27 protein-coding genes are annotated in these 24,524 nt (G+C 65.4%); 15 read left to right on the forward strand and 12 right to left on the reverse strand.

Annotated elements, in window-relative coordinates; translation table 11 throughout:
* Nucleotides 1-151: 151 nt before the first annotated feature.
* From N2K98_RS09375 to N2K98_RS09385, 3 genes are all read right to left on the reverse strand, one after another.
* On the reverse strand, nt 152-586 hold the full coding sequence (locus N2K98_RS09375) for a cytidine/deoxycytidylate deaminase family protein (RefSeq protein WP_255865639.1): 435 nt from the start codon (nt 584-586) through the stop codon (nt 152-154).
* 89 nt (nt 587-675) lie between these two features.
* A complete protein-coding gene (locus tag N2K98_RS09380; RefSeq protein WP_229951861.1) occupies nt 676-978 on the reverse strand; it encodes a DUF4193 domain-containing protein in 303 nt (100 codons plus the stop codon).
* Between the two features lie 1,021 nt (nt 979-1,999).
* Nucleotides 2,000-2,836 carry a class I SAM-dependent methyltransferase gene (locus N2K98_RS09385; protein WP_255865641.1) on the reverse strand — a complete coding sequence of 279 codons (837 nt, stop codon included), beginning with the start codon at nt 2,834-2,836 and terminating at the stop codon, nt 2,000-2,002.
* Between the two features lie 234 nt (nt 2,837-3,070).
* On the opposite strand from N2K98_RS09385, the gene N2K98_RS09390 reads away from it, so the two are divergent.
* Nucleotides 3,071-3,400, forward strand: a complete 330-nt coding sequence (locus N2K98_RS09390; protein WP_255797667.1) for a helix-turn-helix domain-containing protein — start codon at nt 3,071-3,073, stop codon at nt 3,398-3,400.
* 43 nt (nt 3,401-3,443) lie between these two features.
* Here the strand turns inward: N2K98_RS09390 and N2K98_RS09395 are convergent, their stop codons facing one another.
* Nucleotides 3,444-4,031 (reverse strand): ClpP family protease, encoded by a 588-nt coding sequence (locus N2K98_RS09395; RefSeq protein ID WP_255865642.1) that lies wholly within the window; start codon nt 4,029-4,031, stop codon nt 3,444-3,446.
* Complete coding sequence (locus N2K98_RS09400; RefSeq protein ID WP_255797665.1) at nt 4,028-4,657, reverse strand: ClpP family protease; 630 nt, start codon at nt 4,655-4,657, stop codon at nt 4,028-4,030. The genes N2K98_RS09395 and N2K98_RS09400 overlap by 4 nt, the downstream gene beginning before the upstream one ends.
* A 192-nt stretch (nt 4,658-4,849) precedes the next feature.
* Between N2K98_RS09400 and N2K98_RS09405 the strand changes: the two genes are divergently transcribed.
* The 5 genes from N2K98_RS09405 (at nt 4,850) to N2K98_RS09425 (ending at nt 9,611) form a co-directional block, all read left to right on the forward strand.
* Entirely contained in the window at nt 4,850-5,293 is a 444-nt protein-coding gene (locus N2K98_RS09405) for a YciI family protein (RefSeq protein WP_255797664.1), read from the forward strand.
* Nucleotides 5,294-5,295: 2 nt separating this feature from the next.
* Nucleotides 5,296-6,543 (forward strand): RNA polymerase sigma factor, encoded by a 1,248-nt coding sequence (locus N2K98_RS09410; protein WP_255865665.1) that lies wholly within the window; start codon nt 5,296-5,298, stop codon nt 6,541-6,543.
* A gap of 107 nt (nt 6,544-6,650) precedes the next feature.
* The gene (locus N2K98_RS09415) at nt 6,651-8,282 is read left to right on the forward strand and encodes a glycoside hydrolase family 13 protein (protein WP_255865666.1); all 1,632 of its coding nucleotides are present in this window, start codon (nt 6,651-6,653) and stop codon (nt 8,280-8,282) included.
* Between the two features lie 158 nt (nt 8,283-8,440).
* Nucleotides 8,441-8,788: a UBP-type zinc finger domain-containing protein gene (locus N2K98_RS09420; RefSeq protein ID WP_255797662.1), complete on the forward strand. Its 348-nt coding sequence runs from the start codon at nt 8,441-8,443 to the stop codon at nt 8,786-8,788.
* 37 nt (nt 8,789-8,825) lie between these two features.
* A complete protein-coding gene (locus tag N2K98_RS09425; RefSeq protein WP_255797661.1) occupies nt 8,826-9,611 on the forward strand; it encodes an SDR family oxidoreductase in 786 nt (261 codons plus the stop codon).
* Nucleotides 9,612-9,617: 6 nt separating this feature from the next.
* Here the strand turns inward: N2K98_RS09425 and N2K98_RS09430 are convergent, their stop codons facing one another.
* On the reverse strand, nt 9,618-10,712 hold the full coding sequence (locus N2K98_RS09430) for a lysylphosphatidylglycerol synthase transmembrane domain-containing protein (protein ID WP_255865643.1): 1,095 nt from the start codon (nt 10,710-10,712) through the stop codon (nt 9,618-9,620).
* Between the two features lie 168 nt (nt 10,713-10,880).
* On the opposite strand from N2K98_RS09430, the gene N2K98_RS09435 reads away from it, so the two are divergent.
* The 5 genes from N2K98_RS09435 (at nt 10,881) to N2K98_RS09455 (ending at nt 14,130) form a co-directional block, all read left to right on the forward strand.
* Nucleotides 10,881-12,026: an ABC transporter permease gene (locus N2K98_RS09435; protein WP_255865644.1), complete on the forward strand. Its 1,146-nt coding sequence runs from the start codon at nt 10,881-10,883 to the stop codon at nt 12,024-12,026.
* On the forward strand, nt 12,023-12,724 hold the full coding sequence (locus tag N2K98_RS09440; RefSeq protein ID WP_255865645.1) for an ABC transporter ATP-binding protein: 702 nt from the start codon (nt 12,023-12,025) through the stop codon (nt 12,722-12,724). The genes N2K98_RS09435 and N2K98_RS09440 overlap by 4 nt, the downstream gene beginning before the upstream one ends.
* A gap of 25 nt (nt 12,725-12,749) precedes the next feature.
* A complete protein-coding gene (locus N2K98_RS09445; protein ID WP_255865646.1) occupies nt 12,750-13,355 on the forward strand; it encodes a TetR/AcrR family transcriptional regulator in 606 nt (201 codons plus the stop codon).
* On the forward strand, nt 13,352-13,756 hold the full coding sequence (locus tag N2K98_RS09450) for a DUF3054 domain-containing protein (protein WP_255865647.1): 405 nt from the start codon (nt 13,352-13,354) through the stop codon (nt 13,754-13,756). The genes N2K98_RS09445 and N2K98_RS09450 overlap by 4 nt, the downstream gene beginning before the upstream one ends.
* 92 nt (nt 13,757-13,848) lie before the next feature.
* Nucleotides 13,849-14,130, forward strand: a complete 282-nt coding sequence (locus N2K98_RS09455) for an Lrp/AsnC family transcriptional regulator (RefSeq protein WP_227921514.1) — start codon at nt 13,849-13,851, stop codon at nt 14,128-14,130.
* A gap of 27 nt (nt 14,131-14,157) precedes the next feature.
* Here N2K98_RS09455 and trpD read toward each other — a convergent pair whose 3' ends face one another.
* Complete coding sequence (gene trpD / locus N2K98_RS09460; protein WP_255865648.1) at nt 14,158-15,204, reverse strand: anthranilate phosphoribosyltransferase; 1,047 nt, start codon at nt 15,202-15,204, stop codon at nt 14,158-14,160.
* 160 nt (nt 15,205-15,364) lie between these two features.
* Here trpD and ctaE point away from each other — a divergent pair, with 160 nt between their 5' ends.
* From ctaE to qcrB, 4 genes are all read left to right on the forward strand, one after another.
* Nucleotides 15,365-16,003, forward strand: coding sequence for an aa3-type cytochrome oxidase subunit III (gene ctaE, locus N2K98_RS09465; RefSeq protein WP_255797654.1), 639 nt, complete (start codon nt 15,365-15,367; stop codon nt 16,001-16,003).
* A gap of 82 nt (nt 16,004-16,085) precedes the next feature.
* Nucleotides 16,086-16,886 carry a cytochrome bc1 complex diheme cytochrome c subunit gene (qcrC, locus tag N2K98_RS09470; RefSeq protein WP_255797653.1) on the forward strand — a complete coding sequence of 267 codons (801 nt, stop codon included), beginning with the start codon at nt 16,086-16,088 and terminating at the stop codon, nt 16,884-16,886.
* 85 nt (nt 16,887-16,971) lie between these two features.
* A complete protein-coding gene (gene qcrA / locus N2K98_RS09475; RefSeq protein WP_255797652.1) occupies nt 16,972-18,003 on the forward strand; it encodes a cytochrome bc1 complex Rieske iron-sulfur subunit in 1,032 nt (343 codons plus the stop codon).
* Between the two features lie 2 nt (nt 18,004-18,005).
* Nucleotides 18,006-19,691 carry a cytochrome bc1 complex cytochrome b subunit gene (gene qcrB / locus N2K98_RS09480; protein ID WP_255797651.1) on the forward strand — a complete coding sequence of 562 codons (1,686 nt, stop codon included), beginning with the start codon at nt 18,006-18,008 and terminating at the stop codon, nt 19,689-19,691.
* Nucleotides 19,692-19,789: 98 nt separating this feature from the next.
* On the opposite strand, the gene N2K98_RS09485 is transcribed toward qcrB, so the two are convergent.
* The 5 genes from N2K98_RS09485 to ctaC all read right to left on the reverse strand — a co-directional run bounded on the left by N2K98_RS09485 (nt 19,790) and on the right by ctaC (nt 24,407).
* Complete coding sequence (locus N2K98_RS09485; protein WP_255797650.1) at nt 19,790-20,347, reverse strand: hypothetical protein; 558 nt, start codon at nt 20,345-20,347, stop codon at nt 19,790-19,792.
* Nucleotides 20,348-20,407: 60 nt separating this feature from the next.
* Nucleotides 20,408-21,205 carry a GntR family transcriptional regulator gene (locus tag N2K98_RS09490; RefSeq protein ID WP_370646405.1) on the reverse strand — a complete coding sequence of 266 codons (798 nt, stop codon included), beginning with the start codon at nt 21,203-21,205 and terminating at the stop codon, nt 20,408-20,410.
* Nucleotides 21,206-21,415: 210 nt separating this feature from the next.
* The gene (locus N2K98_RS09495; protein WP_255797649.1) at nt 21,416-21,817 is read right to left on the reverse strand and encodes a cytochrome c oxidase subunit 4; all 402 of its coding nucleotides are present in this window, start codon (nt 21,815-21,817) and stop codon (nt 21,416-21,418) included.
* On the reverse strand, nt 21,817-23,541 hold the full coding sequence (ctaD, locus tag N2K98_RS09500) for an aa3-type cytochrome oxidase subunit I (RefSeq protein ID WP_229951841.1): 1,725 nt from the start codon (nt 23,539-23,541) through the stop codon (nt 21,817-21,819). Before ctaD ends, N2K98_RS09495 begins: the two co-directional genes overlap by 1 nt.
* An 8-nt stretch (nt 23,542-23,549) precedes the next feature.
* Nucleotides 23,550-24,407 carry an aa3-type cytochrome oxidase subunit II gene (gene ctaC, locus N2K98_RS09505; protein ID WP_255797648.1) on the reverse strand — a complete coding sequence of 286 codons (858 nt, stop codon included), beginning with the start codon at nt 24,405-24,407 and terminating at the stop codon, nt 23,550-23,552.
* Nucleotides 24,408-24,524: the final 117 nt, after the last annotated feature.

A 24,524-nucleotide genomic window follows, 5' to 3' on the forward strand; every position in this document is an offset into this window, starting at 1 on the left:
ATGTTAGCCGCGCATGGGTTTCCACGTCGAAGCGTTCCCGGCCGTAGCGCAGCTTGGACCGTTCGATGCCCTCCGGCCGGAACCCGGCGTTCAGTGCCAGCGTCCGCCTGCTTCCAGGGACGCAGCAGGGGAGAGGCACGCATCCGATTCATTACGCCGCTGGCGGGACGAATCCCAGCGGCAGCAGGTCGCCCGCGGGAATACTGACCGGGCCGTCCGGCGTCGGCAGGATCACGCGGATCCCGGGGTAGTAGTCGGCAAGGACCTGCCGGTCCCGTCCGCACGGGCTTTGGACGCCGCGGCCGTGGTTGCCGACGGCGACGATGCAGGTGGGATCGGCAGCTCCTGCCGCCCGTGCAGCGCCCAGGGCAACGAGTTCGGCGCAGGGACCGCCTGTGAAGTGGTACAGGTTCACGCCCGCGTGCATTCCGCCGTCGGCCGTCCTGACCGCCGCGCCCATGGTGTGGATTCCGTCTTCGTCGGGGCCGGCGTCCGTGGCAGCGTCAATGGTGCGCCGGGCCAGGTCCACGAGCGCCCTGTCCGCCGGGGTGAGTGCAACGGCGGATGGAGGAAGGGAGGTAGGCATGCGGAGAGTCTACGGTGCGGACCCTGCGTTAAAGACAAACAGCCGGGTCCGCCGTCTGGCGGAACCCGGCTGTGCGGCTCGGGGAGAGACTAGCCCTCGCAGTCCAGGCAGTAGGCCTCGCCGTTCTTTTCGCGTGCGATCTGCGAACGGTGGCGTACGAGGAAGCAGGACATGCAGGTGAACTCGTCTGCCTGCGGGGGAACCACCTTGATGAGCAGTTCCTCGCCGGAAAGATCCGCACCCGGAAGGTCAAAACCGTCGATGGCGTCTGACTCTTCGACATCGATGACTGCTGTCATCGCTCCGCCACGCTGCTGAGCTTTCAGACCCTCGAGGGAGTCTGTGTGCTGGTCTTCTTCCTTGACGCGCGGGGCATCGTAATCGGTAGCCATTTTCTTGTGCTTATCTCCTGATTGTGGGGGGGGTGAAGCGTAGATCATATAGGGCAACGAAAGTCGCTGCACCAAACCGTACAGGCGTGGCGGACCACGGATGACGAAATACGGCAGGAAAGTGATCAACGTCCCGTCGGAAGTTTGTATTCCCGCTTTCGCACCGGTAACGGCCCGGGCCGGGTCCGGCGGCGGGGCAGGGGGCGCGGCCGGGGCCGGGGCCGGTTATGTCAACCCGGAGGTCCCGGCCGACCCAGCCGGCGGAGGCATTATGTCAACCCGCCGAGGTGCTCTGTGCGCGGGTGGCGGAGGCGAAAAACTGTCCGACCAGGTCCGGCGGTTTGCCGGGCAGGGCAGGAGCCGGCGGGCGGTTATGTAAAGCCGCGCAGACAGCCCCCGGCAGGTTACCGGGGGACGTTATGTCAACTGATCGCAAAGAGGTGGATCCGTTACCGGGAGGCCGGAAACCGTGCGACCAGGTCGGCCGTTTTGGGGCCTCAGCCGAGGCGGCCTTCTTCGGCGCAGAACAGCGTCCCGGAACCGGAGCCTGTGCAGAAAAGGCCGGGGATGGCAAAATCCGGAAAAAAGCGCCAAAAACGGGGGATTAGCGGGTAATCGGGGCCGGATGGAAGGTTCGGGAATATCTGTGGTTTCCGCCACTTCCAGCACCCCGGTTATAACGCCGATAATCCACATTATGTCAACTAGCGTTTAGAAGGGGGTCCCCCGGGACGTCTGCTGCGCCCGGTCCGGGCACAGGGTCCCAGGCCCTGTGACGTATGGGCGCCGATGTGACCCCACTAGTCACAGCTGCACCATTTGGTGGGAGGCTGTGCACGGCGATGGTCCGGTCCGGTCACAGGGTCCCAGGCCCTGTGACGTATGGGCAACAATGTGACCCCACCAGTCGCATCGGCACCATTTGGTGGGAGGCTGTGCACGGCAACGCACGGCAACAGTCCCTACGGCTCCACATCCCGGGATTGGCGGCAGCACTGGAGAGGGCTACAGGCCCACTCCCCTAGGCGCGGTGCGCGGTAACCAGCAGATACTCCCAGTCCATGGCCGTGCCGCCGGTGCCGGCGCTGAATCGGCGAACCAGAGCCATCAGTTCCTCGTCCAGTGCTGCGGCCCGGTCGGGGCTGCCCGCAATCGACTTGTACACCGCAATGGTGGGCCCGTAGTTCGCCTTGAAGAAAGCGAGAAACTCCTCCGGCGTCGCAAACCGGTCAACGCGCACCGTCCGGCGCTCAGCCCGGAACTCCCGCACCCGGCCGGCCAGCAGCGACTGCACATGCTCCACACTCCCCCAGAGCGGCGGCGGCTGTGCCCCGGGAGGCGGCGGCGGGGCGTACGGCTTCATGGTGGCGAACATCCGTCCGATGAATCCTTCGGGCGTCCAGTTGATCAGGCCGATGCGACCGCCGGGCCGGCAGACCCGCACCAGTTCGGCTGCCGTCTGCCGGTGATGCGGGGCAAACATCACACCCACGCAGGAGATCACCGTGTCAAAGGACCCGTCCGCGAATGGCAGAGCCTCGGCGTCGGCCACGACCCAGCTGAGGTGCGCCCCGCGTGCTTCGGCCAGACGCTTGCCGGACTCCAGGAGTTCCGGGGTCAGATCCGAGGCGGTCACGTCGGCCCCGGTCTCAGCGGCGGGAATGGCCGCGTTTCCCGTACCGGCCGCGACATCCAGCACTTCGTCTCGATCAGTAATGTTGCAGGCCTGCACCAGCACGGGACCCAGACCGGAAATGATTTCGGTGGCCACAGCGGTATAGTTCCCGAGCGCCCATACCGCCCGGAGTTTTGCTTTGAGTTCCCGATCGGCTTCGACACCGCTTTGGGTTTCCGTCATGGTCCTCACGTCCTTGCAATGGCGGGACGGAAGACCGCCCCCTGGACTGGCTCTCGGTGGGGCAGCCGCACGCTGTTCCCGGCCATGCTCCACACTGTAGGACTGTGCCCGCCCGGACGAAAGACCCGCCCGCTTCAGGTTGCGGGCAACGCCAGTTGCCGCCCTCCGCTCTGGGCAGAACTGCCGCTGGCCCGGACCCATGGCCCCGGGCCGCAGTGCGTTTTACCATCAAGGATGAGCGAGATTCTTCCTTTCAACGGCCCGTCCGAAACCGCCTCCGACCCTTTGTGGCGCCAGGTGCTCGGAGAACTCCTGCGCCGGCTGCGGCACGAACGCGGCTGGACCCTCGGCGGGCTCGCTGCCCGGTCGGGGATTTCGCCGCAGTACCTCTCGGAAATTGAACGCGGGCTCAAGGAACCGTCCAGTGAGATGGTGGCCGCCGTCGCCGGGGCACTGGGCCTCACCCTGCTGGACCTGACCCTCGGGGTGGCCGAGTCCCTGATCACCGCAGGCGACGCCGCCCCCGTCACGGCTCCGCAAAACGCCTTCCGTCTCGCGGCCTAAAACAGGCACAGGGACAGGTACAGGGACATAGCCCAAGGACCCGTCACCCCTGCTGGATTACGTGGTCCACCAGGCCGTATTCGCGGGCCGCTTCGGCAGTGAACAACCGGTCCCGGTCGGTATCCGTCCGGAGCGTCTGCAGGCTCTGGCCGGTGTGGCGGGCGAGGACTTCCTCCATGTCGGAGCGCACCCGCACCAGCTCGTCCGCCTGCAGGATCAGGTCGGGAATGGTGCCTCGACCTGACGCTGCGGGCTGGTGCAGGATGATCCGCGCATGCGGCAGCGCGGCGCGTTTGCCTTCGGCGCCGGCGGCCAGGAGGACGGCCCCCACAGCCACGGCCTGGCCCACGCACGTGGTGGCAACGGACGGGCGGATGAAGCGGATGGTGTCGTAGATGGCCAGCATGGCGCTGGGATCTCCGCCCTCGCAGTTGATGTAGAGCTCGACGTCGGCTTCCGGGTTGTCCGACTGCAGGAAAAGCAGCTGGGCTATCAGCGCATTGGCGACGCCGGCGTCAATGGCCGTGCCGACGTAGACAATCCGCTCCGTGAGCAGGTGGGAGTAAATGTCCATGATCCGTTCGCCGCGGGGATGCTGGGCGACGACGTTGGGGATGGTGTACGTGCTCATCGGACTCCCTCCCGGACCAGGCTCCGGAACCCGGCCGTCACCCGGCCCGCCGGCCTGAACTCCGCCAGGGACCCGGCGATGGCGTCAATAAAGCCGTAGTCGAGGGCTTCCTCTGCGGTATACCAGTGGTCACGCAGGGAATCGGCAAAGATCCGCTCGACGGGCTGGCCGGTGTCCTCCGCGATCAGGCGCAGCACGGTGTCCCGCGTGTAGCGCAGATCGTCCGCCTGGAGCTCGACGTCGGCCGCAGTACCGGCGAGTCCCGCCGACCCCTGATGCATCAGCACGCGGGAGTGTCGCAGCGCCCGGCGCTTGCCGCGTGTGCCGGCCGACAGCAGGAACTGCCCGGCGCTGCAGGCTATTCCGAAAGCGAGCGTGGATACGTCGTTGGGGATTGCCCGCATGACGTCGCGGATCGCCAGCATTGCGGGGACGGATCCACCAGGGGAATGGATCCAGAGTGCTATGTCGGATTTCGGGTCCTCAGCCGCCAGGGCAATCAGCTGCGTGGCCAGCAGGGTTCCATTGTCGTCATCCAGCGGCCCGTCCAAGACGAGGACTCGGCGCTCGAAAAACTCTTGGCGGATTCTTTCGGTAAACAGCGGAGCTTTTTCGGTTTCATTCATGCCCCCACGCTGCGCCTGCCCGGACGGCAGGAGAAGGGGTATCTGCCCTCGGCGGATCTGCTGTCAGCAGTGCCTGCTGCGGCCCCGGAGAGAGAAAAGATTTTCCGGGCTGTCGATATCCATCCTGCCCGTTCGACGTCATAGTAGGAGGCGCATCAGCACCTTCTACGAACAAGCAGCAGGGAGAGTGCCATGAAGTACATGTTCATCATGCGGGCCACGGACGAGGCCGTGCAGGCATCCAAGGACATCCCGTTTGAGCAGATCATCAACCAGATGGGCGCCTACAACGAGTCGATGATCAATGCCGGAGTGATGATCGGCGGCGAAGGCCTGGCAGACGTCTCCGAGGGCAGCGGGCTGGTGGTCGACTTCGCCGAGGACCCGCCATTGGTCACCGACGGCCCCTACGGTGAAACCCACGAGCTCTTCAACGGGTTCTGGATTGTGCAGGTGGGGTCCCGCGAGGAGGCGGCAGAGTGGGCCAGCCGTGCACCGCTCGGCCCAGGGTCCAAACTCGAGGTCCGCCGCGTGAACGAAGCTTCCGATTTCGCCGATTTTGCGGACAACGAATACATCCGGAAGGAAGAACTGTGGCGTCAGGAAGAGGAGAGCCTGAAGGCGGAGAACAAGTAGCCGTGGATTCCGCGGCAGCGGTCCGGGGACGCCTCGACGCGCTGTGGCGTATCGAAGGCGCCCGGATTGTGGCCGCCCTCGCCCGGGTGACCGGCGACGTCGGACTGGCCGAGGATGCTGCGCAGGACGCCGTCGCCGAAGCCCTGGTGTCATGGAGCGGAACGGGTATTCCCCGTAATCCCGGTGCCTGGATCAGCGCGGTGGCCAAACGCCGGGCGATCGACAGGTGGCGGCGCGCCGAGCGGCTTCAGGACCGCTACGAGATGCTGGCACGCCGGGCGCAGGATGAGGCAGCCCCGGAATGGGACCCGCTGCCCGACGATGTGCTTCGGCTCCTCTTCACCGCCTGCCATCCGGTGCTCTCCACGGAGGCCCAGATTGCGTTGACCCTGCGGGTGGTCGGTTCGCTGAGCACCGCCGAGATCGCCCGGCTGTTCCTGGTCCCGGCTGCCACTGTGCAGCAGCGCATTGTCCGGGCTCGGAAAACACTGGCGGCGGCGCGGGTCCCCTTTGAACCGCCCGAGCCCAATGAGTGGACGCCGCGGCTGCGCGGTGTCCTGCATGTCATCTACCTGATGTTCACCGAGGGGTATGCGGCCACCACAGGGGAGAACTGGACCCGGCCGGAACTGGCGAACGAGGCGCTGCGGATCGGCCGGATCCTCACCGGGCTGGTCCCCCGGGTACCGGAAGCGCACGCGCTGGTGGCCCTGATGGAGTTCTCCGCTTCCCGCTTCGCCGCCCGCAGCGGGCCCGGCGGCGCGCCCGTCCTGCTGGCGGACCAGGACCGTACCCGCTGGGACCGGGTGCAGATCCAACGCGGCGTCGCGGGTCTTGCCCGTGCCGACGAACTGTCCAGGGAACTCGGCCGCCCACGGGGCAGCTATGCCCTGCAGGCAGCCATTGCGCAGTGCCACGCCACGGCCGCACGTGCCGAGCTCACGGACTGGCCCCGGATCGTCCTGCTCTACGAAACACTGGGGCGGCTCTCCCCCGGACCGGTGGTCGACCTCAACCGGGCGGTGGCAGTGTCCATGGCCACCGGGCCGGAAGCCGCCCTGGCCATCGTGGACCGGCTGGCGGCCGAAGGAGCCCTGCACGGATCCCACCTGTTGCCGAGTGTGCGGGCCGAGCTGCTGGCACGGCTCGGCCGGACAGAGGAGGCACGGGCCGAGTTTTCCGTTGCCGCAGGGCTGGCCGGGAACCGCCGCGAACGGGAGGTGCTCGAACGCCGGGCCGCCGCTCCCTGAGACGTCAGGTGCACCACACGCGTTGGTAGAGTCCAGACAACGTAGAAACACCTCCCACCCGAAGGACCGCCTTGACCGCTCCCGCGCAGCCATTCCCCGCCGACCCGATGAAGGATCCGCACTGGTGGCGGCAGGCCGCCGTCTACCAGATCTATCCGCGCAGCTTCTCGGATTCGAATGCGGACGGCCTCGGTGACCTGCCCGGCGTCACAGCCAAGGTCCCGTACCTCGCGCAACTGGGGGTCGACGCCGTCTGGCTGAGCCCCTTCTACCCCTCGGCGCTCGCCGACGGCGGATACGACGTCGACGACTACCGCGCCGTCGATCCGCGGCTGGGCAGCCTGGCCGACTTCGATGACATGGCCGCGGCACTGCACTCCGCCGGCATCAAACTGATCGTGGACATCGTCCCGAACCACTCCTCCAACCGCCACGCCTGGTTCCAGGAGGCGCTGGCGTCTCCCAAGGGGTCCCCCGCCCGCAACCGGTATATCTTCCGCGACGGAACAGGACCCGGCGGAAGCCTGCCGCCGTCGGACTGGCAGTCCGTTTTCGGCGGCAGCGCCTGGGAGCAGGTGCCGGACGGGCAGTGGTACCTGCACCTGTTCGCCCCGGAACAGCCCGATTTCAACTGGGAGAACCCCGAGGTGCGCACGGAGTTCCTTAGCACCCTGCGCTTCTGGTCCGACCGCGGCGTGGACGGGTTCCGGATCGACGTGGCCCATGCACTCGCCAAGGACCTCGCTGAGCCCCTGGCAACCAGTGCCGAGCTGGCGGCGGAAGGTGAGGGCCTGGACGGCGGCCACCCGTTCTGGGACCGCGACGAGGTCCACGAAATCTATGCCGAGTGGCGGAAGCTGTTCAACGAGTACGATCCTCCGCGCACGGCGGTGGCCGAGGCCTGGGTGCATGCCTCGCGCCGCGGGCGGTATGCCAGCCCCGAAGGCCTGGGCCAGGCGTTCAACTTCGACCTGCTGCAGGCGGACTTCGACGCCGCCCGGTTCCGGGAGATCATCACCGCCAACCTGGACCAGGCCGCGGCCACCGGGGCCTCGTCCACCTGGGTGCTGTCCAACCACGACGTCGTCCGGCACGCCACTCGTTACGGCCTGCCGCCCGCTCCGGAGGGCAGCTCCAAGGGACAGGACGGGAAAGCCTGGGTCTTCTCGGGCGGCACCGCACCGGCACTGGACCGGGAGCTGGGCCTGCGCCGGGCGCGGGCCGCCACCCTGCTGATGCTTGCACTGCCCGGCTCGGCCTACCTGTATCAGGGGGAGGAACTGGGCCTGCATGAAGTGGCGGACATCCCGGACGCTGACCGGCAGGATCCCACGTTCTACCGCAACCCGGGTGTGGACAAGGGCCGTGACGGATGCCGGGTGCCCCTGCCCTGGACCGCGGAAGGACCGTCCTTCGGATTCGGCGCCGGCTCCGCCCATCTGCCCCAGCCGGAGCACTTCGCGTCCGCGGCGGTATCGGCCCAGGAACGGGACGGGGACTCGACCCTGCTGTTCTACCGCCGGGCACTGGAGCTCCGCGGCAAGCAGCAGGGTCCGGAGGAACTCGACTGGCTGGACAGTCCGGCCGCCGTGCTGCACTTCCGGCGGCCCGGCGGGTGGCAGAGCATCACCAATTTCGGCACCGAAGCCATCGGGTTGCCGGCGGGGTCGGTACTGCACAGCAGCGGCCCGCTCGACGGCGGCCTGCTGCCGCCCGACACCACCGCCTGGCTGGCCTAGGCTGGACGCCGGGGGCCGGCTTCGGACCTGCTGCGCCCGGAACCTGTTGCGCTCCGGCACCTGTTGACGGGGACGGCCGGGTAGCTACCGTGGTGGGGACGGCAGCACAATGTGCCGGCCGGTACTGACGATCCACCCGTACCTGAAGGAGGTCCCCCATGGACCCGATCCCCGGTATCAACGTTTCGGTTCCGCCCAGCGGCCCGGGCTGCGTGGAATGCGCCCAACTGGAGGGGTGGTGGTACCACCTGCGCCGATGTGCCGAATGCGGGCACATCGGCTGCTGCGACAGCTCCCCCGGGCAGCACGCCACCCTTCACCAACAGCAGACCGGGCATCCCGTCATCCGGAGCTTCGAACCCGGTGAGGACTGGTTCTGGAACTACGCGGATTCCTCGGTCTTCGCCGGACCGGAGCTGGCCCCGCCGGCCCACCACCCGAATAGCCAGTCCGTTCCCGGACCGGCCGGCCGGGTGCCTCCGGGCTGGCAGGAGCTCCTGCACTGAAATGCCGGTGCCGGGCTGACAGGTCTACACTGTAAACATGACTAGAACCTACATTGTGACCGGATCCGCCTCCGGCATCGGAGCAGCAACCGCCGCAATCCTGAAGGAACGCGGCAACACCGTCATCGGCGTCGACCTGCGCAACGCCGACGTCGAAGCGGACCTGAGCAAGCCCGAGGGCCGCTCCGCCGCCGTCGCCAAGGCCGTGGAACTTGCCGGCGGGAACGTCGACGCCGTGATCGCCTGCGCCGGCATCTCCGCCCCCGCACCCATCACCGTCGCCGTGAACTTCTTCGGCGTCACGGATTTCCTGACCGAACTGGCCCCGGTCCTGGCCAAGAGCAGCGCGCCCCGCGCCGCCGTCGTCAGCTCCATGGCGAGCCTGCAGCCCAACTCCCCCGAGCTTGTCGACGCCATGCTCGCCGGCAACGAGGAAGAAGCCCTGCGGATCGGCCAGGCACTCGCCGACAACGGCCCCCAGACCGGCTACCTCAACTACCCCTCCAGCAAGCGCGCCCTGAGCCGCTGGGTCCGCCGCGAAAGCATCAGCCCCGCCTTCGCCGGCGCCGGCATCCCGCTGAACGCCGTTGCCCCCGGCACCGTGCTCTCCGCCATGACGCGCGACCTGCTGTCCACCCCCGAAGGCCGGGCCATGGTGGACGCGAATGTCCCGATGCCGCTCAACGGCCACTCGGAACCGGAAGTTATTGCCCGCCTCCTGATCTGGCTGACCTCCGAGGAGAACAGCCACACCACGGGACAGACCATCTACACCGACGGCGGCGCCGACGCCACGCTGCGCGGCGACGACATCTGGTCCTAATCGGCCTCACCGCCCATCCGCGGAACCGTTGGCGCCGGTGAGGACTATCTCCCGGCGCCGGCGGCCCGCCCGGCGCAGCACACCCAGCCGCAGTGAGACATAGGCCAGCGCCCCTACGGGGATCGGCAGCCAGAACTGCAGGATCCGCCAGGACAGGACCCCCAGGACCGCAACGTGTGACGGTGCGCCGAATCCGGTGAGAGTGGGGACCAGCAGCCCCTCCACCAGCCCTACCCCGCCGGGGGTCAGCGGCACCATCGACACCAGCCCGGCCAAGGAATAAGCGACCAGCAGCTCCCCCGGCCCCAGCACGTGGCCAAACGCCGCTACCAGCACCCACAGGCAGGCTGCGTCCAGAAGCCAGCGCAGCGCCGCCAGCGCCACCCCGGCAAGAAGCCGGCGCGGCTGTGCACGGAACATCTGTGTTTCGCCGGCCACCGTCCGGACAAATTTTTCGGCACTGTCCGGGTGCATCAGCGGAACCGCTCCTGCCACCGACCGCACCACCCGCACCGCTCCCGCGAGATGCCGGTCCAGGACGGTCAGCAGAGCCACGACAAGCACGAACAGCGCCAGCACCACTGCCCCGGCGGCCGCGTAATAGCCGCTGACGTTCACCTGCCCGAGCATGGACAGCAACCCGATACCAAACAGCGCACCGAGAACCAGGTTCGCTCCCAGCACCTGAATGGTTGCCGCACTGAGCGCATCCTGCGGCGGAGATCCGGACAGGGTGAGCAGCCGGAACCGGGCAGCGGCCGACGTCGTTCCGCCGCCGGGCACCACGTGGTTAATGGCGGTGTCGCACAGGTCGATCCGCACCAACGTGAAATAGGACGGCCGCGAGGTGCCAGGCAACACCACCCGCGTCAGCGCGCTGTAGCTCAGCCAGGAGGTGACCTCCAGGCACAGCGCACCCACCAGCACTATCAGCGGCAACCCGGCCAAGGACCGCAGGACGTTGTCGATACCGACCAGCTGCGGCAGGACCGCGTATTCGAAGACCAGCACCAGCACCACGGCCACCGCCATCGCGCGCAGATACCGCCGGCGGCGGGACGAATGCCGGGAACCGCGTGCCGAGAAGCCGTGCCTGGGCATGGTCCAAGCACAGCAGACGGGCTGCATCCATGCCAGCCCCCGGTCATTGCCCGGGCAGGCAAGGGTGCAACGCGCGCATTTCGTCTCGGCGGGCACTTTCTGACATGATGTTGGTATGTTACCGACACTGTGTTGGCAACATTTCCAGCAATCCACCAAGGGGTTCCGATGTTCCTAGCGCTTCGAGAGTTGCGTTTTGCCCGGGCCAGGTTCGGACTGATGGGCGGCGTCGTCGCCCTCATCGCCGTTCTCATGGTCCTGCTATCCGGCTTGTCCTCCGGACTGGTCAACGACGGCGTGTCCGGCCTGAAAGCCATGCCTGCCACCGCCTTTGCCTTCAATGAAGGCACCAAAACCGACAACGCTTTCTCCCGCAGCGTCGTCGACGAACACCAGGCCGCGGTCTGGGCCGAACAGCCCGGCGTCGAGGAGTCCGCCCTGATGGGCACCGCCATGATGAACGGCACCACCGGCAACGGCACCCAGGTCGACCTGGCCCTGTTCGGGATCGAGCCCGGTTCCTTCCTGGCGCCGACGGTCGGCGAAGGACGCAGCATTGCCGCACCCAACGAGATCGTGGTGTCAGCCACTGCAGCCGAAGAAGGCCTGCACATCGGCGACGTCGTCACCCTGGAGCGCATCGGCGTCGAATTGACAGTGGTGGGCTACACCGACGGGCAGGCGACTTTCGGGCACGTCGACCTCGCCTACCTGCCGCTGGACACCTGGCAGTATCTGGCCAGCGGACAGAGTTCCCCCGGGGCGCCGACCGCTGACACCGTGTCCGGCGTTGACTTCGACACCGCCAGCACGGTTGCCCTAAAGGCGGCCGACGGAGCGGACATCGATTTCGCCGCCGGCGATGAAGCGGCCGGAACGGTCACCTCGACCCTGGCGGAATCCTTCAACGCCTCCCCCGGCTACTCCGCCGAAACCATGACCCTGGAAATGATCCAGATCTTCCTGTACGCCATCTGCGCCCTTGTGGTGGGCGCGTTCTTCACGGTCTGGACCATCCAGCGCAAGCACGAACTCGCTGTGCTGCGCGCCGTGGGCGCCTCCACCGGATACCTGCTGCGTGACGGACTGCTCCAGGCGGCCATCATCCTGGTGACCTCCACCGTTGCCGGCATTCTCGCCGGCCTCGCCATGGGTGCCGGACTGACTGGTACGGCCATGCCGTTTGCCCTTGAGGCCACTCCCATCCTGACGGCCGCGGTCCTGACGATCGTCCTGGGTCTGGCGGGCGCCGCCCTGGCCATTGTTCGGATTTCCCGCGTAGACCCCCTGGCAGCCCTTGGAGGACAGAGATGAGCACCGCCACTGAAGAACGCACTCCCGGCACGCGTACCGGCGGACTGCTGATCGAGTCCGCGAACCTCGCCCTGGGCGACGGTGACAGCACGGTGCAGGCCCTGGCTAACGTCTCGCTAACCGTCCGCCCCGGTGAGATGGTCGCCGTCGTCGGCCCGTCCGGCGCCGGAAAGTCCAGCCTGCTGGCCGTGGCCGGGGCCCTCACCACCCCCGATTCCGGTTCCGTCCGGGTCAATGGAGTGGATCTGGACACCTTGGGCAAGGCGGCCCGGGCCCGGTTCCGCCTGCAGGAGATCGGCTTCGTGTTCCAGTCCGGGAACCTGATTCCGGCACTGAATTCGGCGGAACAGCTGCGCCTGATGCAGAAGCTTGCCGGCGCCCGGGACATTCTCGACCCGCTGGAGCTCCTGGCGGCAGTGGGCATGGACCACAAGGCCCGGAGCCGGCCCGACCAGCTGTCCGGTGGTGAGCGCCAGCGGGTCGGGATTGCGCGTTCACTGGTGAACCGGCCGTCGCTGTTGCTCGTGGATGAGCCCACCGCTGCCCTGGACCGCGCCCGCAGCCAGGACGTGGTTGCCCTGCTCGCCCGGGAAACCCATGAGCGCGGCGTTGCTACAGTTATGGTGACGCACGATCACGACGTCCTGCACCACTGCGACCGCGTCGTCGAAATGGTGGATGGGCGCCTCTCAAGCTAGCCACAGCACGAACAGGAGGGCATAAGTGCCCCGAATCACTGCCCCCACGGTGGCCGAACACCGGGCGGCACAGCAGCGGGCGCTGCTGGACGCGGCACGCACCCTCCTGGCCCGCACCGGCGAGGCCCCCAGCATGGCCGAAGTGGCCGCGCTGGCGGGCCTCGCCCGTCCGAGCGCCTACCAGTATTACAAGTCCCGCCAGGATCTCCTCCATGCCCTGGTGCTGGACGTTTTCCCGCGCTGGACGCAGCGGGTGCGGGAAGCCATGGATGCGGAGCCGGAACCCGCGGACCGCATCATGGCCTATGTGCTGACGAACATCCGCCTGGTCGCGGAGGGTGAGCACGCCGTCGGCAACGCGCTGGCCGCCGTCGCCCCCGGCGAGGAACTGGACAACCAAAGTGCCATGATGCACCGCCAGCTGCTCACTCCGCTGGTGGAGACGCTGACTGCGATGGGCGTTCCGGATCCGCCGGTGACGGCCGAGCTCATCAACGCCATCGTGCATTCGTCCACCAGGCTGCTGGAATCCGGCACCGGGCCGGAGACGGTCGAGGAGCGGGTACGGGAACTCCTCGGCCCCTACGTCCGCGAAAACCGCACTATCCCCATCCGGGAGAACACCCCATGACAGACACCACCATCCGATCTGCCCCAGCCGTCCGGACCTGGCCCTGGGTTCTTGCCACGGACCTCGTCCTCATCGTCGTTTTCGCCGCCCTTGGCCGGCAAAGCCACGAACACGGCCTGGCCGTCCTCGGCATCCTCACCACCGCACTGCCGTTCCTGCTGGCATGCCTGCTCTCGTGGGCGGCCTTGCGCGCCTGGCGGCGTCCGGCACGGCTATGGCCCGACGGCGTCGTCATCTGGCTCGGAACCGTAGCCGCCGGTCTGGGAATCCGTGCGCTGGCCGGCGGCGGCACCGCCGTCAGCTTCCAGATGGTCACCCTGGCAGTGCTTGGAGTGTTCCTGCTCGGCCAGCGCGCGGCGTGGACAGTGGTTTCCCGCCGCCGGCACCGTTCCATCCACTAGGCTCAAAGAGAGCAGCAGCGGACGCCGCCGCATTAAGACACTGCCGCATCTAGACACCGCCGCACTAAGAGACCAGCAGGGAAGGCCCCTCCATGATCACCGCTTTTGTACTCATCCAGACCGACTCCGCCAGGATCCCGGAATGCGCCGAGGAAATCTCCGAGATCGACGGCATCAGCGAGGTCTACTCCGTGACCGGCGAATGCGACCTGATCGCCATCGCACGGGTGCAGCGCCATGAGGACCTCGCCGATGCGATTGCCAACCGACTGTCCAAGGTCGACGGGGTGATCGGAACCACCACGCAGATAGCGTTCCGTGCCTACTCGCAGCACGACCTGGACGCGGCGTTCTCACTGGGCTTCGACAGCTAGCAGCCGCCGCAGGCCTGCCGGCCCCGCTTACTGGGTGACGGCCACCCAGCGGTCCAGCGCCGCCTGGGCCCCACCGCCGTCGATCGAGTCGCAGGCGCGGGCCAAACCGCGGGACAGCCGTTCAATCAGCGGGCCGTCCGCCCCGCGGTCCAGGGCCACCAGCGCCGCGGCCGCGTTCAACACGACGGCGTCCCGCACCGGCCCCTTGTCCCCCGCCAGTACGCTGCGCACCACTGCCGCATTCGCGGCGGCGTCACCGCCCCGCAGATCCTCCAGCGTGGCCCGGCTGATCCCGAGATCCAAGGGATCCACTACGGACTCCTCTACGGCACCGTTACGGACTTCCCAGACGGTAGAGACACCGGTGGTGGTCATCTCGTCCAGCCCGTCGCCGCCGCGAAACACCAGGGCCCGCACACCGCGCCTGGCCAGCACGCCGGCCATCAGCGGTGCCAGCCGGGCGTCTGCGACACCAATGGCCGATGCGCTGGGGTTGGACGGATTCGTCAGCGGTCCCATGAAGTTGAAGGCGGTGGCCACACCCATCTCGCGGCGCGGCACGGCGGCGAAGCGCATGGATGGGTGGAAGACCTGGGCAAAGCAGAACGTGATGCCGGCCTCGACAGCAGCCTGAGCCACCCGGTCCACCGACAGATCCAGCCGGACCCCCAGTGCTTCAATGACGTCCGCAGATCCGGAGGCCGACGACGCAGCGCGGTTCCCGTGCTTAACCACCTTCGCGCCGGCTCCCGCGCACACGAGTGCGGCCATGGTGGAAATGTTGACCGTGTTGTGGCGGTCCCCGCCGGTGCCTACGATGTCGAGCGTCTCCCCCGGGATGTTGATGGGGCGGGCACTGGCAACCATCGCCTCGACGAGGCCGGTGAGCTCGTCAACGGTTTCGCCCTTGGCACGCAGCGCCACGAGGAACCCTGCAATCTGGGAGTCCGTGGCATTGCCGGCCATGATGGTGGCCATGGCCCATCGGGTCTGCTCAGTAGAGAGGTTTTCGCCTCCGATGAGGGCATTAATCAGGCTCGGCCAGGTGTCACCGGAACTCGGAATCGTAGTCACACACCCTAGGTTATCTACGTTTCGTAGAAAAAGCTGATTTCTTTCTGTGAGGCCTATTTCCGCGCCAATACTGGGATCCGGGGCGGCGTTGCCCGCTTTGGACGCGCCGTCGGCCCCGATCTGTTGGAGAACTGGGCAGTTTTACCGCCATAATGTCTATGTGACAACAGCGACCCATGCCCCCAGTACCCCGGCTCACCCCACGCTGAACCGCCCCAATATGGTTTCCGTAGGAACCGTGGTGTGGCTCTCCAGCGAACTGATGTTCTTTGCTGCTCTCTTCGCCATGTATTTCACTCTTCGCTCGGTCTCGACCGAACTGTGGGCCATGGAGACCGAGAAGCTGAACGTTCCGTTCGCTTTCGTGAACACGGTGATCCTTGTTTCCAGCTCCTTCACTTGCCAGTTCGGCGTCTTCGCCGCAGAACGACTTCAGCCTCGCCGCACCGGAGGGCTCCTGAAGTTCTCCCGTTGGGGCATGACTGAGTGGTTCCTGCTGACCTTCTTCCTCGGAGCAATCTTCGTCTCCGTACAGGCCTACGAATACGCCATGCTCGTCTCTGAAGGCGTCTCCCTCTCGTCGAACTCCTACGGTTCCGCGTTCTACCTCACCACCGGTTTCCACGGCCTGCACGTGGCCGGCGGCCTGATCGCGTTCCTCTTCATCATCGGCCGTGCCTACGCCGCCAAGCGCTTCGGACACTTCGAAGCAACTTCGGCGATCGTAACCTCGTACTACTGGCACTTCGTCGATGTGGTCTGGATTGCCCTGTTCGTCATCATTTACTTCCTCAAGTAACACTGCTTGAGGACCCGCACCCCACGAAATACTTCAAAGTGGCACAAGTTTCCCAAAGACCACATAAGTTAGGAACTACGAAGTGAAGGCACTATCGCAAAGGCGGCGTCATCCCCTCGCAGCAGTCGCGCTGCTGCTGCTGGGACTCCTCGTTACGGGTGGTCTCTATGCCGTAGCCAACGGAGCCAACCAGGCCCAGGCAGCTACCACCACGTACACTGCCGAAGACGTCAGCGAGGGCGAGAAGCTCTTCGTCGCCAACTGTGCAACGTGCCACGGCATTGAAGCCACGGGCACCGAAAACGGGCCTTCGCTGGTAGGCGTCGGCGCAGCATCGGTCGACTTCCAGGTGGGCACCGGCCGTATGCCGATGGCCATGCAGGGCCCGCAGGCCCAGGAGAAGCCGGTCCAGTTCAGCGAAGACCAGACCGCCGAACTGGCTGCCTATGTCTCCAGCCTCGGTGCCGGCCCTTCGGTTCCGGATTCGGAATACCTTGAGCCGGACACCACCGATGAAGAGGCATCCGCCAACGGCGGTGAGCTGTTCCGCGTGAACTGCGCCATGTGCCACAACGCCGCAGCTGCCGGCGGCGCACTGACCCGGGGCAAGTTCGCTCCGAGCCTGGACGGCGTCAGCGAAAAGCACATCTACGAGGCCATGGTCACCGGCCCGCAGAACATGCCTGTCTTCAGCGACACCAACATCACTCCCGAGGACAAGCAGGACATCATCACGTTCCTCAAGGACATCGAAACCAGCGGCTCCCCCGGTGGAGCCCAGCTGGGCTCGCTCGGTCCCGTATCCGAGGGTCTGTTCATCTGGACCGCCGGTCTGGGAATCATCATCGCTTTCACCATCTGGTTGACCTCCCGGTCTTCCTAACCACAGCCGCGCTCACCTCCACGGGTGACATCACAGTTACATATAGGTCTATAAATGCAGTTTTCAGAGAAGGATGAGGGGGATCATGGGCGACCATAGTCACGGCAGTCCGAACACCTCGGGCACCGTCGCTACGGCTGGCCAGGGAGATGAGGAGAAGTTCCAGAATCCGGGACTTCCCCCACACCGCCCTCGTCTAGCCGACACAAATCCCCGCGCCGAAAAGCGGGCAGAGCGGCAGGTGGCGAGCCTGTTCATCGTGTCGATCATCGGCACCATCGTATTTTTCATCGGGTACTTCAGCATCCACCTGGATGATGCCAGCATCGCTGAACTGCGGCTGCAGAACATCCTCCTGGGGCTCGGCACCGCGTTCGCGATGCTCGGAATCGGCGTCGGCATTGTCCACTGGGCAAAGACGCTTATGCCGGACCACGAGATCACCGAAGAGCGTCACGAGATCCGTCCTGAAGAGGATCGTGTGATTGCGGAGAAGATGGTTGGGGACATCATCGAGGAAACGGGCATCAAGCGCCGTCCCCTGATCCGCAACACCCTCCTCGGCGCCATGGTCCTGGCACCGCTGCCGGCTATTGCCGTCTTCCGGGACCTCGGCCCGCTTCCGGGCAATACCCTTCGCCACACGATGTGGAAAGAGGGTACCCGCCTGGTGCGCGACCCCAGCGGCACCCCGATCAAGGCTTCGGATGTCACCCTGGGCTCGGCGTTCCACGTCATCCCCGACGGTCTGAACGACCTGCACGAGCACAAGCTCGAGGAAAAGGCCAAGGCTGTTGTCCTGCTGATGCGCCTGAACCCCGAGGACCTGAACCCCTCCCCCGGCCGCGAAGACTGGGCAGTGGACGGCATTGTCGCCTACTCCAAGATCTGCACGCACGTTGGGTGCCCGGTTGCCCTTTACGAGCAGCAGACGCACCACCTGCTGTGCCCGTGCCACCAGTCGACCTTCGATGTCACGCAGGAATGCAAAGTCATCTTCGGACCGGCCGGGCACGCACTGCCGCAGCTGCCGATCGAGGTCGACAGCGAGGGCTACCTGGTCGCCCAGCGCGACTTCGAAGAACCTGTCGGACCGAGCTACTGGGAGCGTGGCTAACCATGAGTGTTACCTCTGCCACCCCTTACGAGGCCAAAACCCGTCTGGGACGCGTCACCAACTTCGTTGACTCACGGGTCAACGGCTCCGGCATGGTCAAGGGTCTGGGCCGCAAGATCTTCCCCGACCACTGGTCGTTCATGTTCGGCGAAGTGGCGCTGTACTGCTTCGTCATCCTGCTGCTGACCGGAACGTTCCTGACGTTCTTCTTCGATCCGTCCATGGCGGAAACGCGTTACGAAGGCAGCTACGTTCCGCTGCGCGGCGTGGAAATGTCCGTGGCCTATGAGTCCTCCCTGAACATCTCCTTCGATGTCCGCGGCGGCCTCTTCATGCGCCAGGTGCACCACTGGTCGGCCCTGCTCTTCGTAGCGGCCGTCTCGGTGCACATGCTCCGCGTGTTCTTCACCGGCGCGTTCCGCAAGCCCCGCGAGCTCAACTGGGTGGTGGGCGGCGTCCTGCTGATCCTGTCCCTGGCTGCCGGCTTCACCGGCTACTCCCTCCCCGATGACCTGCTCTCCGGCAACGGCCTGCGCATCATCGACGGCGTCATCAAGTCTGTCCCCGTGGTGGGCACCTACATCAGCTTCTTCCTCTTCGGAGGTGAATTCCCCGGAACGGCGATTATCGGCCGTCTGTACATGCTGCATATCCTCCTGGTTCCGGCGCTGATCCTGCTGATGATTGCGATCCACCTGTTCATGGTGGTCATCCACAAGCACACGCAGTTCCGCGGCCCCGGCCGGACCAACAACAACGTTGTCGGTTACCCGGTCGGCCCGGTCTACGCAGCGAAGGCCGGCGGCTTCTTCTTCATCGTCTTCGGCGTGATTGCCATCATCGCGGGCTTCTTCACCATCAACCCGATCTGGAACTACGGTCCCTACGATCCCTCCCCCGTGTCCGCCGGTACCCAGCCTGACTGGTACATCGGTTGGGTCGACGGCGCCCTGCGCCTGATGCCCGGCTTCATCGGCGGGTTCCCGCTGGAATGGGTCATCCCGTTCCCGTGGGGCGATAACACCCTGTCGCTGAACGTGCTGCTGCCGGCCCTGGGCCCGGCAGGCCTCGTCTTCACCCTGCTGTTCGCATGGCCGTGGATCGAAGCCTGGCTGACCAAGGACAAGCGGGTCCACAACCTGCTGGACCGTCCGCGCAACGCGCCGTACCGCACCGGCGTCGGCGTTGCAGGCATCACGTTCTACTGCGTCATGTGGGCCGCTGCCAGCTCCGACCTCATCGCCACGCACTTCCACGTGTCGCTGAACGATGTGACGTACTGGCTCCGTGTCCTGTTCTTCGTTGGTCCGATCCTGGGCTTCATCATTGCCCGCCGCATCGCCCTGGCGCTGCAGCGCAAGGACCGCGAGATTGTCCTGCACGGTGTTGAGAGCGGACGCATCGTCCGTCTCCCGCACGGCGAGTACATCGAGGTGCACGAGCCGCTGGACGAGTACAAGCGCTACCGCCTGGTGGACTTTGACTCCTACAAGGCGCTCCCGGCCCAGCCGGACGCCAACGGCAAGATCTCCGGAAAGGAGAAGCGACGCGCCAAGCTGTCCCGCTTCTTCTTCGAGGACCGCGTTGCTCCGGTGACGCCGTCCGAACTGGAGAATGCGCATCACCACGAATCGCCGTCCGAGGTTGCAGCCAAGGCTGACGACCAGGTGTCGATCGAACAGCGCTAGCCGCAAGGCAGTGTAAGAAGAGGGCCCGACCGGATCATCCGGTCGGGCCCTCTTCTTTGTTATCCGCACGTACCGGCGGCGTGCCGGTGATTAGTTCGCTAGGCCAGCGTGAACGGCCGCTTGGCCGGAAGCGGATACCGCTGCTTCAGGGCCGTCAGGTCGGCCACGGGCGCGGATCCAATGGTGAGTTTGGTGAAGTCCAGCAGCGGGTCCCGCAGCACTACCTTCAGGCCCGCAACTGCCTTGTTCACGTCCGGGACCAGGCAATAGATATTCAGCTTGCGCGGTGCGAACTCCGTGTGGTCCACCTCCCCCAGCCCCCGCCACAGGAAGTACGACGAAATGGCCTGGGTGGCCTTGTGCTCGAGGTAACGGTCCCGCTCGGTGCCGTCGGCGGTCTTGAGTGCGTACTGAACGATGACCCAGTGTTGGTCTGCCGGATCAATCTCCGCGTATCCCTCTTCCTCCGAGGTGACGGCAAAGGCGTGCAGTAGGCCCTCCGCGGCGTCGGGCGCCACATCCTGTACCTTCGCCGACCCTTCGTAGCCCACGGGGCCGGAGGAAAGCATCAACTGCCCCTCGTCCTCGTCATAGAGGGCCTCACGGAAATGGAGCACCCCCGCCTCGTCGCGCTTGTACATCCGAATGGTGACCATAGTGGTGTTCCTCTTCCTGCTGTGGTTTGTGGGCGGGGCCTGCGACCCCCTGGGTGGCACTCAGGCGCTCGGTCGCCGGCGCGGGTGGTATGAGCGGGGGGTGCGTACTCCGGGACGCTGAAGCGGCACCCAGAGCTTGTAGCGGTCCGCGCGGTAGTAGGACACCGAGTAGTCGACCATTGCCCGTGACACGTAGGCGTGGCGCTGGATCTTCAGCACCGGTGCGCCGAGCTCAACGTTGAGCAGGCGGGCGATGGAGGCCGAGGCCGCCGTTGCCTCGATGGTGTCCTCACCCCACTCCATCACCAGGCCGTACCGCTCGCTCAGCACGTTGTAGAGCGACGTCGGCGGATCTTCCTCGAGAATGCCGGGTACGTAGTGCGCCGGGATGAAGTTTTCATCAACGCTCATCGGTTCGCCGTCCGCCAGCAGCTGCCTGCGGAAGCGGATAACCGGCTGGCCCGGTTCAATCTGCAGCTCGCGCGCCACCAGCTGCGAGGCGCCGATCTGCTCGAAGCTCAGGACGTGTGCGTCGGGGACCATGCCGCGGCGGTGCATTTCCTCGGAGTAGGAAGTCAGCTGTACCTGCAGGTCCATCTTCGTCCGTGCCACGAAGGTCCCCAGCCCGACGACGCGCTCCAGGACGCCGTCCGCCACCAGGGCATCCACGGCCTGGCGGATGGTCATGCGGGCCACGGAGAAGTGTTCGGAAAGCTCACGCTCTGAAGGGATGGCCTCCCCTGCCCCGGCATGGGTTTCCACGAACCGGCGGAGGATGCCCTGGAGCTGTACGTGCTTGGCGATGCCTGCGGCCGGATCGATGCCCTCGGTGAGCAGCCGCAGCCGGTGATTGCTCACCGGTGGTGTCCCGAAGCGGCGGACGGACCATACCTACGCATACTTCTATTCCGCCCCTTCGGCTGGGAAAACTGCTGCCGTCTAAGAATACCGGTATCTCTGCACCGCCCCTCCCCTGCAGCGTTCCTTGTCTCGTGGGGCGGACCAACGCAAAAAGGAAGGACCCGCAGTCACCTGCGGGTCCTTCCTTTTTATGCTGTTATGCAGTCCCTAGTGGGCGTGGTTTCCGCGGCTGTACTCGAAAACCCAGCCAACCAGCGCGATGACGGCTAGGCCGGCACCGATGTACAGGATCCACCAGCCCACTGCCATGCCCAGGAAGCCGATAGCGGCAGAGGCACCCAGCAGCAGCGGCCACCAGCTCCACGGGCTGAAGAAGCCCTGCTCGCCGGAACCTTCGTGGATCTCGGCGTCCAGACGATCCTCGGGGCGGGGACCGACCCGCTTGCCGGTGAAGCCGATGTAGTAGGCGATCATCCCGGACATGCCGCCGGTGAGGAAGAGCGCCAGGTAACCGACGGGCTCCGTCCACTCGACCATGTAGCCGTAGACCACGCCGACGACGACGAAGAACGGCGCCATGTAAGCGAAGAGTTTAGTCTCAACCTTCATTAGACTTTTTCCTTCCGGTCGCCGGGGCCGAATACCTTGGCAGCCGCGGAATCGTCAGTGACGTGCTGCTGCAGCTCGGGGTGGTGCAGGTCCAGTGCCGGACGCTCCGAACGGATCCGGGGCAGCGACGTGAAGTTGTGGCGCGGCGGCGGGCAGGAAGTTGCCCACTCGAGCGAGCCACCGAAGCCCCAGGGGTCATCCACTTCAACCTTCTTGCCGTGGCGCCAGGTGATGTACACGTTCCAGAAGAACGGGATCATCGAGGCACCCAGGACGAAGGAGGCGATGGTGGAGAACTGGTTCATCGCGGTGAAGTTGTCTTCCACCAGGTAGTCGGCGTAGCGGCGCGGCATGCCCAGGACACCCAGCCAGTGCTGGATGAGGAAGGTGCCGTGGAAGCCGATGAACAGGAGCCAGAAGTGGATCTTGCCCAGGCGTTCGTTGAGCATCTTGCCGGTCCACTTGGGCCACCAGAAGTAGAAGCCTGCGAACATCGCGAACACCACGGTGCCGAAGATGACGTAGTGGAAGTGTGCCACCACGAAGTACGTATCCGAGACGTGGAAGTCCAGCGGCGGGGAGGACAGGATGATGCCGGTCAGACCGCCGAAGAGGAACGTAATGAGGAAGCCGATGCTCCAGAGCATGGGGGTCTCAAAGGTAATGGACCCCCGCCACATGGTGCCGATCCAGTTGAAGAACTTCACGCCCGTAGGCACCGCAATCAACATCGTCATGAAGGCGAAGAACGGCAGCATGACTGCGCCGGTCACGTACATGTGGTGCGCCCAGACCGTCACCGACAGGGCGGCGATGGCGATGGTTGCGTAGACCAGGCCCTTGTAGCCGAAGATCGGCTTGCGGCTGAAGACCGGGAAGATCTCGGAGACGATGCCGAAGAACGGCAGGGCGATGATGTAGACCTCGGGGTGGCCGAAGAACCAGAACAGGTGCTGCCACAGGATGGCGCCGCCGCGTTCCGGATCGAAGATGTGCGCTCCGAAGCGCCGGTCGGCGCCGAGGGCGAACAGTGCAGCAGCCAGGGGCGGGAACGCCATCAGGACCAGGATGGCCGTAACCAGCGTGTTCCAGGTGAAGATCGGCATGCGCCACATGGTCATGCCCGGGGCACGCATGCAGATGATGGTGGTGATGAAGTTGACCGCACCGAGGATGGTGCCGAAGCCGGACAGCGCCAGGCCGAAGACCCAGAGGTCTCCGCCCACGCCCGGAGAGAACGTGGTGCTGGACAGCGGGGTGTACGCGAACCAGCCGAAGGAAGCTGCGCCCTGCGGCGTAATGAAGCCGGCAACGGCAATGGTGCTGCCGAAGAGGAAGAACCAGAACGCCAGGGCGTTCAACCGCGGGAAGGCAACATCCGGTGCGCCGATCTGCAGGGGCATGATGACGTTCGCGAAACCGGAGAACAGCGGGGTGGCGAACATCAGCAGCATCACGGTGCCGTGCATCGTGAACAGCTGGTTGTACTGGTCCTTGGTCTGCAGGATCTGCATACCGGGTTCAAACAGCTCCGCGCGGATGACCAATGCCATCACGCCTGCGAGGCAGAAGAAGATAAACGAGGCAATCAGGTACATGTACCCGATCGTCTTGTGGTCAGTGGACGTGATCCAGCTGACAACGATTCGTCCCTTGGAGACGGGTACTACGCGAGGCGCAACCCTGGTGCCGGAATCTTCCGAAGTGTATTCGAGAGTAGTCATGACGTCACCTACTTCCTAACTTCGCTAGATTCTGAGTTGTACTGGCGGTCGTAGTTCTCGTCGACCTGCCCGCTGGGCAGGGTCGCTACGTACTCGTCGTACTCGGCTTCGCTGACAACCTCGACGTTGAAGAGCATTTCGGAGTGGTACTCACCGCAGAGCTCGGCGCACTTACCGTCGAAGGTTCCGGTCTTACCGGTTTCGAGGGTGATGACGTTGGTGCGGCCGGGGTAGACGTCCATCTTCTGCAGGAACGCAGGCACCCAGAAGGAGTGCTGGACGTCGCGGGTGTTCAGCTGCAGTTCGATGGTCTGGTCAACAGGGAGCACCAACGTGGGGAACTCGTCCTGCTTGACTTCCTGGCCGTCGAGGTTTACCTGAACGCCCTGGTAGTACTTGTCTTCGTTGACATAGTTGAAGTCCCAGGACCACTGCTTGGCGCGCACATCAATGATGACCCGGTCCGGGTCATCGCTGGTTGCATTGATCGCCTTGATGTCCTGGTTGGTGAAGTAGAACAACACCAGAACCATGAACAGCGGTACGGCCGTGTAGAAGATTTCCAGCGGCAGGTTGTAGCTGAGCTGGCGGGGGTACCCGGTCTCGTTCTTGCGGCGGCGGTAGGCAACCATGCACCACAGGATCAAAGCCCAGGTGAGGATACCAACCGCCAGGGCGGCAATCCACGAGTTGACCCACAGGTCAATGATGCGGCCGGTGTGGTTAGTGGTGTCGCGGTCCGACGGCAACCAGCCCGTTTGAGCCTCCGATGAACACCCCGATAAAAACAACGCGCCGGCCGACGTTACGGCTGAGATCTTTAAGATCCTGGCGCGTCGGCTGCTGGTTCGGTCCTGCGAACTCACAGACGGCCCTTCCTCTTGTTGCGTGCAAGTGCTGTCCGTACGGAGACAAAAAAGTTCCCGTCTACGGACATTAGTTTTACTACTACGTGTAGAGCTTACCCGTACGCGCGGCGATCC

Source organism: Arthrobacter jinronghuae (assembly GCF_025244825.1).
GTDB classification, from domain to species: Bacteria; Actinomycetota; Actinomycetes; order Actinomycetales; family Micrococcaceae; genus Arthrobacter_B; species Arthrobacter_B jinronghuae.

Coding starts and splice junctions, on each gene's coding strand:
- N2K98_RS09375 (WP_255865639.1), bottom strand. CDS start 586: ATGCCTACCTCCCTTCCTCCATCCGCCGTTGCACTCACCCCGGCGGAC.
- N2K98_RS09450 (WP_255865647.1), top strand. CDS start 13,352: ATGACAGACACCACCATCCGATCTGCCCCAGCCGTCCGGACCTGGCCC.
- N2K98_RS09430 (WP_255865643.1), bottom strand. CDS start 10,712: ATGCCCAGGCACGGCTTCTCGGCACGCGGTTCCCGGCATTCGTCCCGC.
- qcrB (WP_255797651.1), top strand. CDS start 18,006: ATGAGTGTTACCTCTGCCACCCCTTACGAGGCCAAAACCCGTCTGGGA.
- N2K98_RS09435 (WP_255865644.1), top strand. CDS start 10,881: ATGTTCCTAGCGCTTCGAGAGTTGCGTTTTGCCCGGGCCAGGTTCGGA.
- N2K98_RS09495 (WP_255797649.1), bottom strand. CDS start 21,817: ATGAAGGTTGAGACTAAACTCTTCGCTTACATGGCGCCGTTCTTCGTC.
- N2K98_RS09380 (WP_229951861.1), bottom strand. CDS start 978: ATGGCTACCGATTACGATGCCCCGCGCGTCAAGGAAGAAGACCAGCAC.
- N2K98_RS09385 (WP_255865641.1), bottom strand. CDS start 2,836: ATGACGGAAACCCAAAGCGGTGTCGAAGCCGATCGGGAACTCAAAGCA.
- N2K98_RS09485 (WP_255797650.1), bottom strand. CDS start 20,347: ATGGTCACCATTCGGATGTACAAGCGCGACGAGGCGGGGGTGCTCCAT.
- ctaD (WP_229951841.1), bottom strand. CDS start 23,541: ATGACTACTCTCGAATACACTTCGGAAGATTCCGGCACCAGGGTTGCG.
- N2K98_RS09405 (WP_255797664.1), top strand. CDS start 4,850: ATGAAGTACATGTTCATCATGCGGGCCACGGACGAGGCCGTGCAGGCA.
- qcrA (WP_255797652.1), top strand. CDS start 16,972: ATGGGCGACCATAGTCACGGCAGTCCGAACACCTCGGGCACCGTCGCT.
- N2K98_RS09420 (WP_255797662.1), top strand. CDS start 8,441: ATGGACCCGATCCCCGGTATCAACGTTTCGGTTCCGCCCAGCGGCCCG.
- N2K98_RS09455 (WP_227921514.1), top strand. CDS start 13,849: ATGATCACCGCTTTTGTACTCATCCAGACCGACTCCGCCAGGATCCCG.
- N2K98_RS09415 (WP_255865666.1), top strand. CDS start 6,651: ATGAAGGATCCGCACTGGTGGCGGCAGGCCGCCGTCTACCAGATCTAT.
- N2K98_RS09395 (WP_255865642.1), bottom strand. CDS start 4,031: ATGAGCACGTACACCATCCCCAACGTCGTCGCCCAGCATCCCCGCGGC.
- N2K98_RS09390 (WP_255797667.1), top strand. CDS start 3,071: ATGAGCGAGATTCTTCCTTTCAACGGCCCGTCCGAAACCGCCTCCGAC.
- N2K98_RS09400 (WP_255797665.1), bottom strand. CDS start 4,657: ATGAATGAAACCGAAAAAGCTCCGCTGTTTACCGAAAGAATCCGCCAA.
- N2K98_RS09440 (WP_255865645.1), top strand. CDS start 12,023: ATGAGCACCGCCACTGAAGAACGCACTCCCGGCACGCGTACCGGCGGA.
- N2K98_RS09425 (WP_255797661.1), top strand. CDS start 8,826: ATGACTAGAACCTACATTGTGACCGGATCCGCCTCCGGCATCGGAGCA.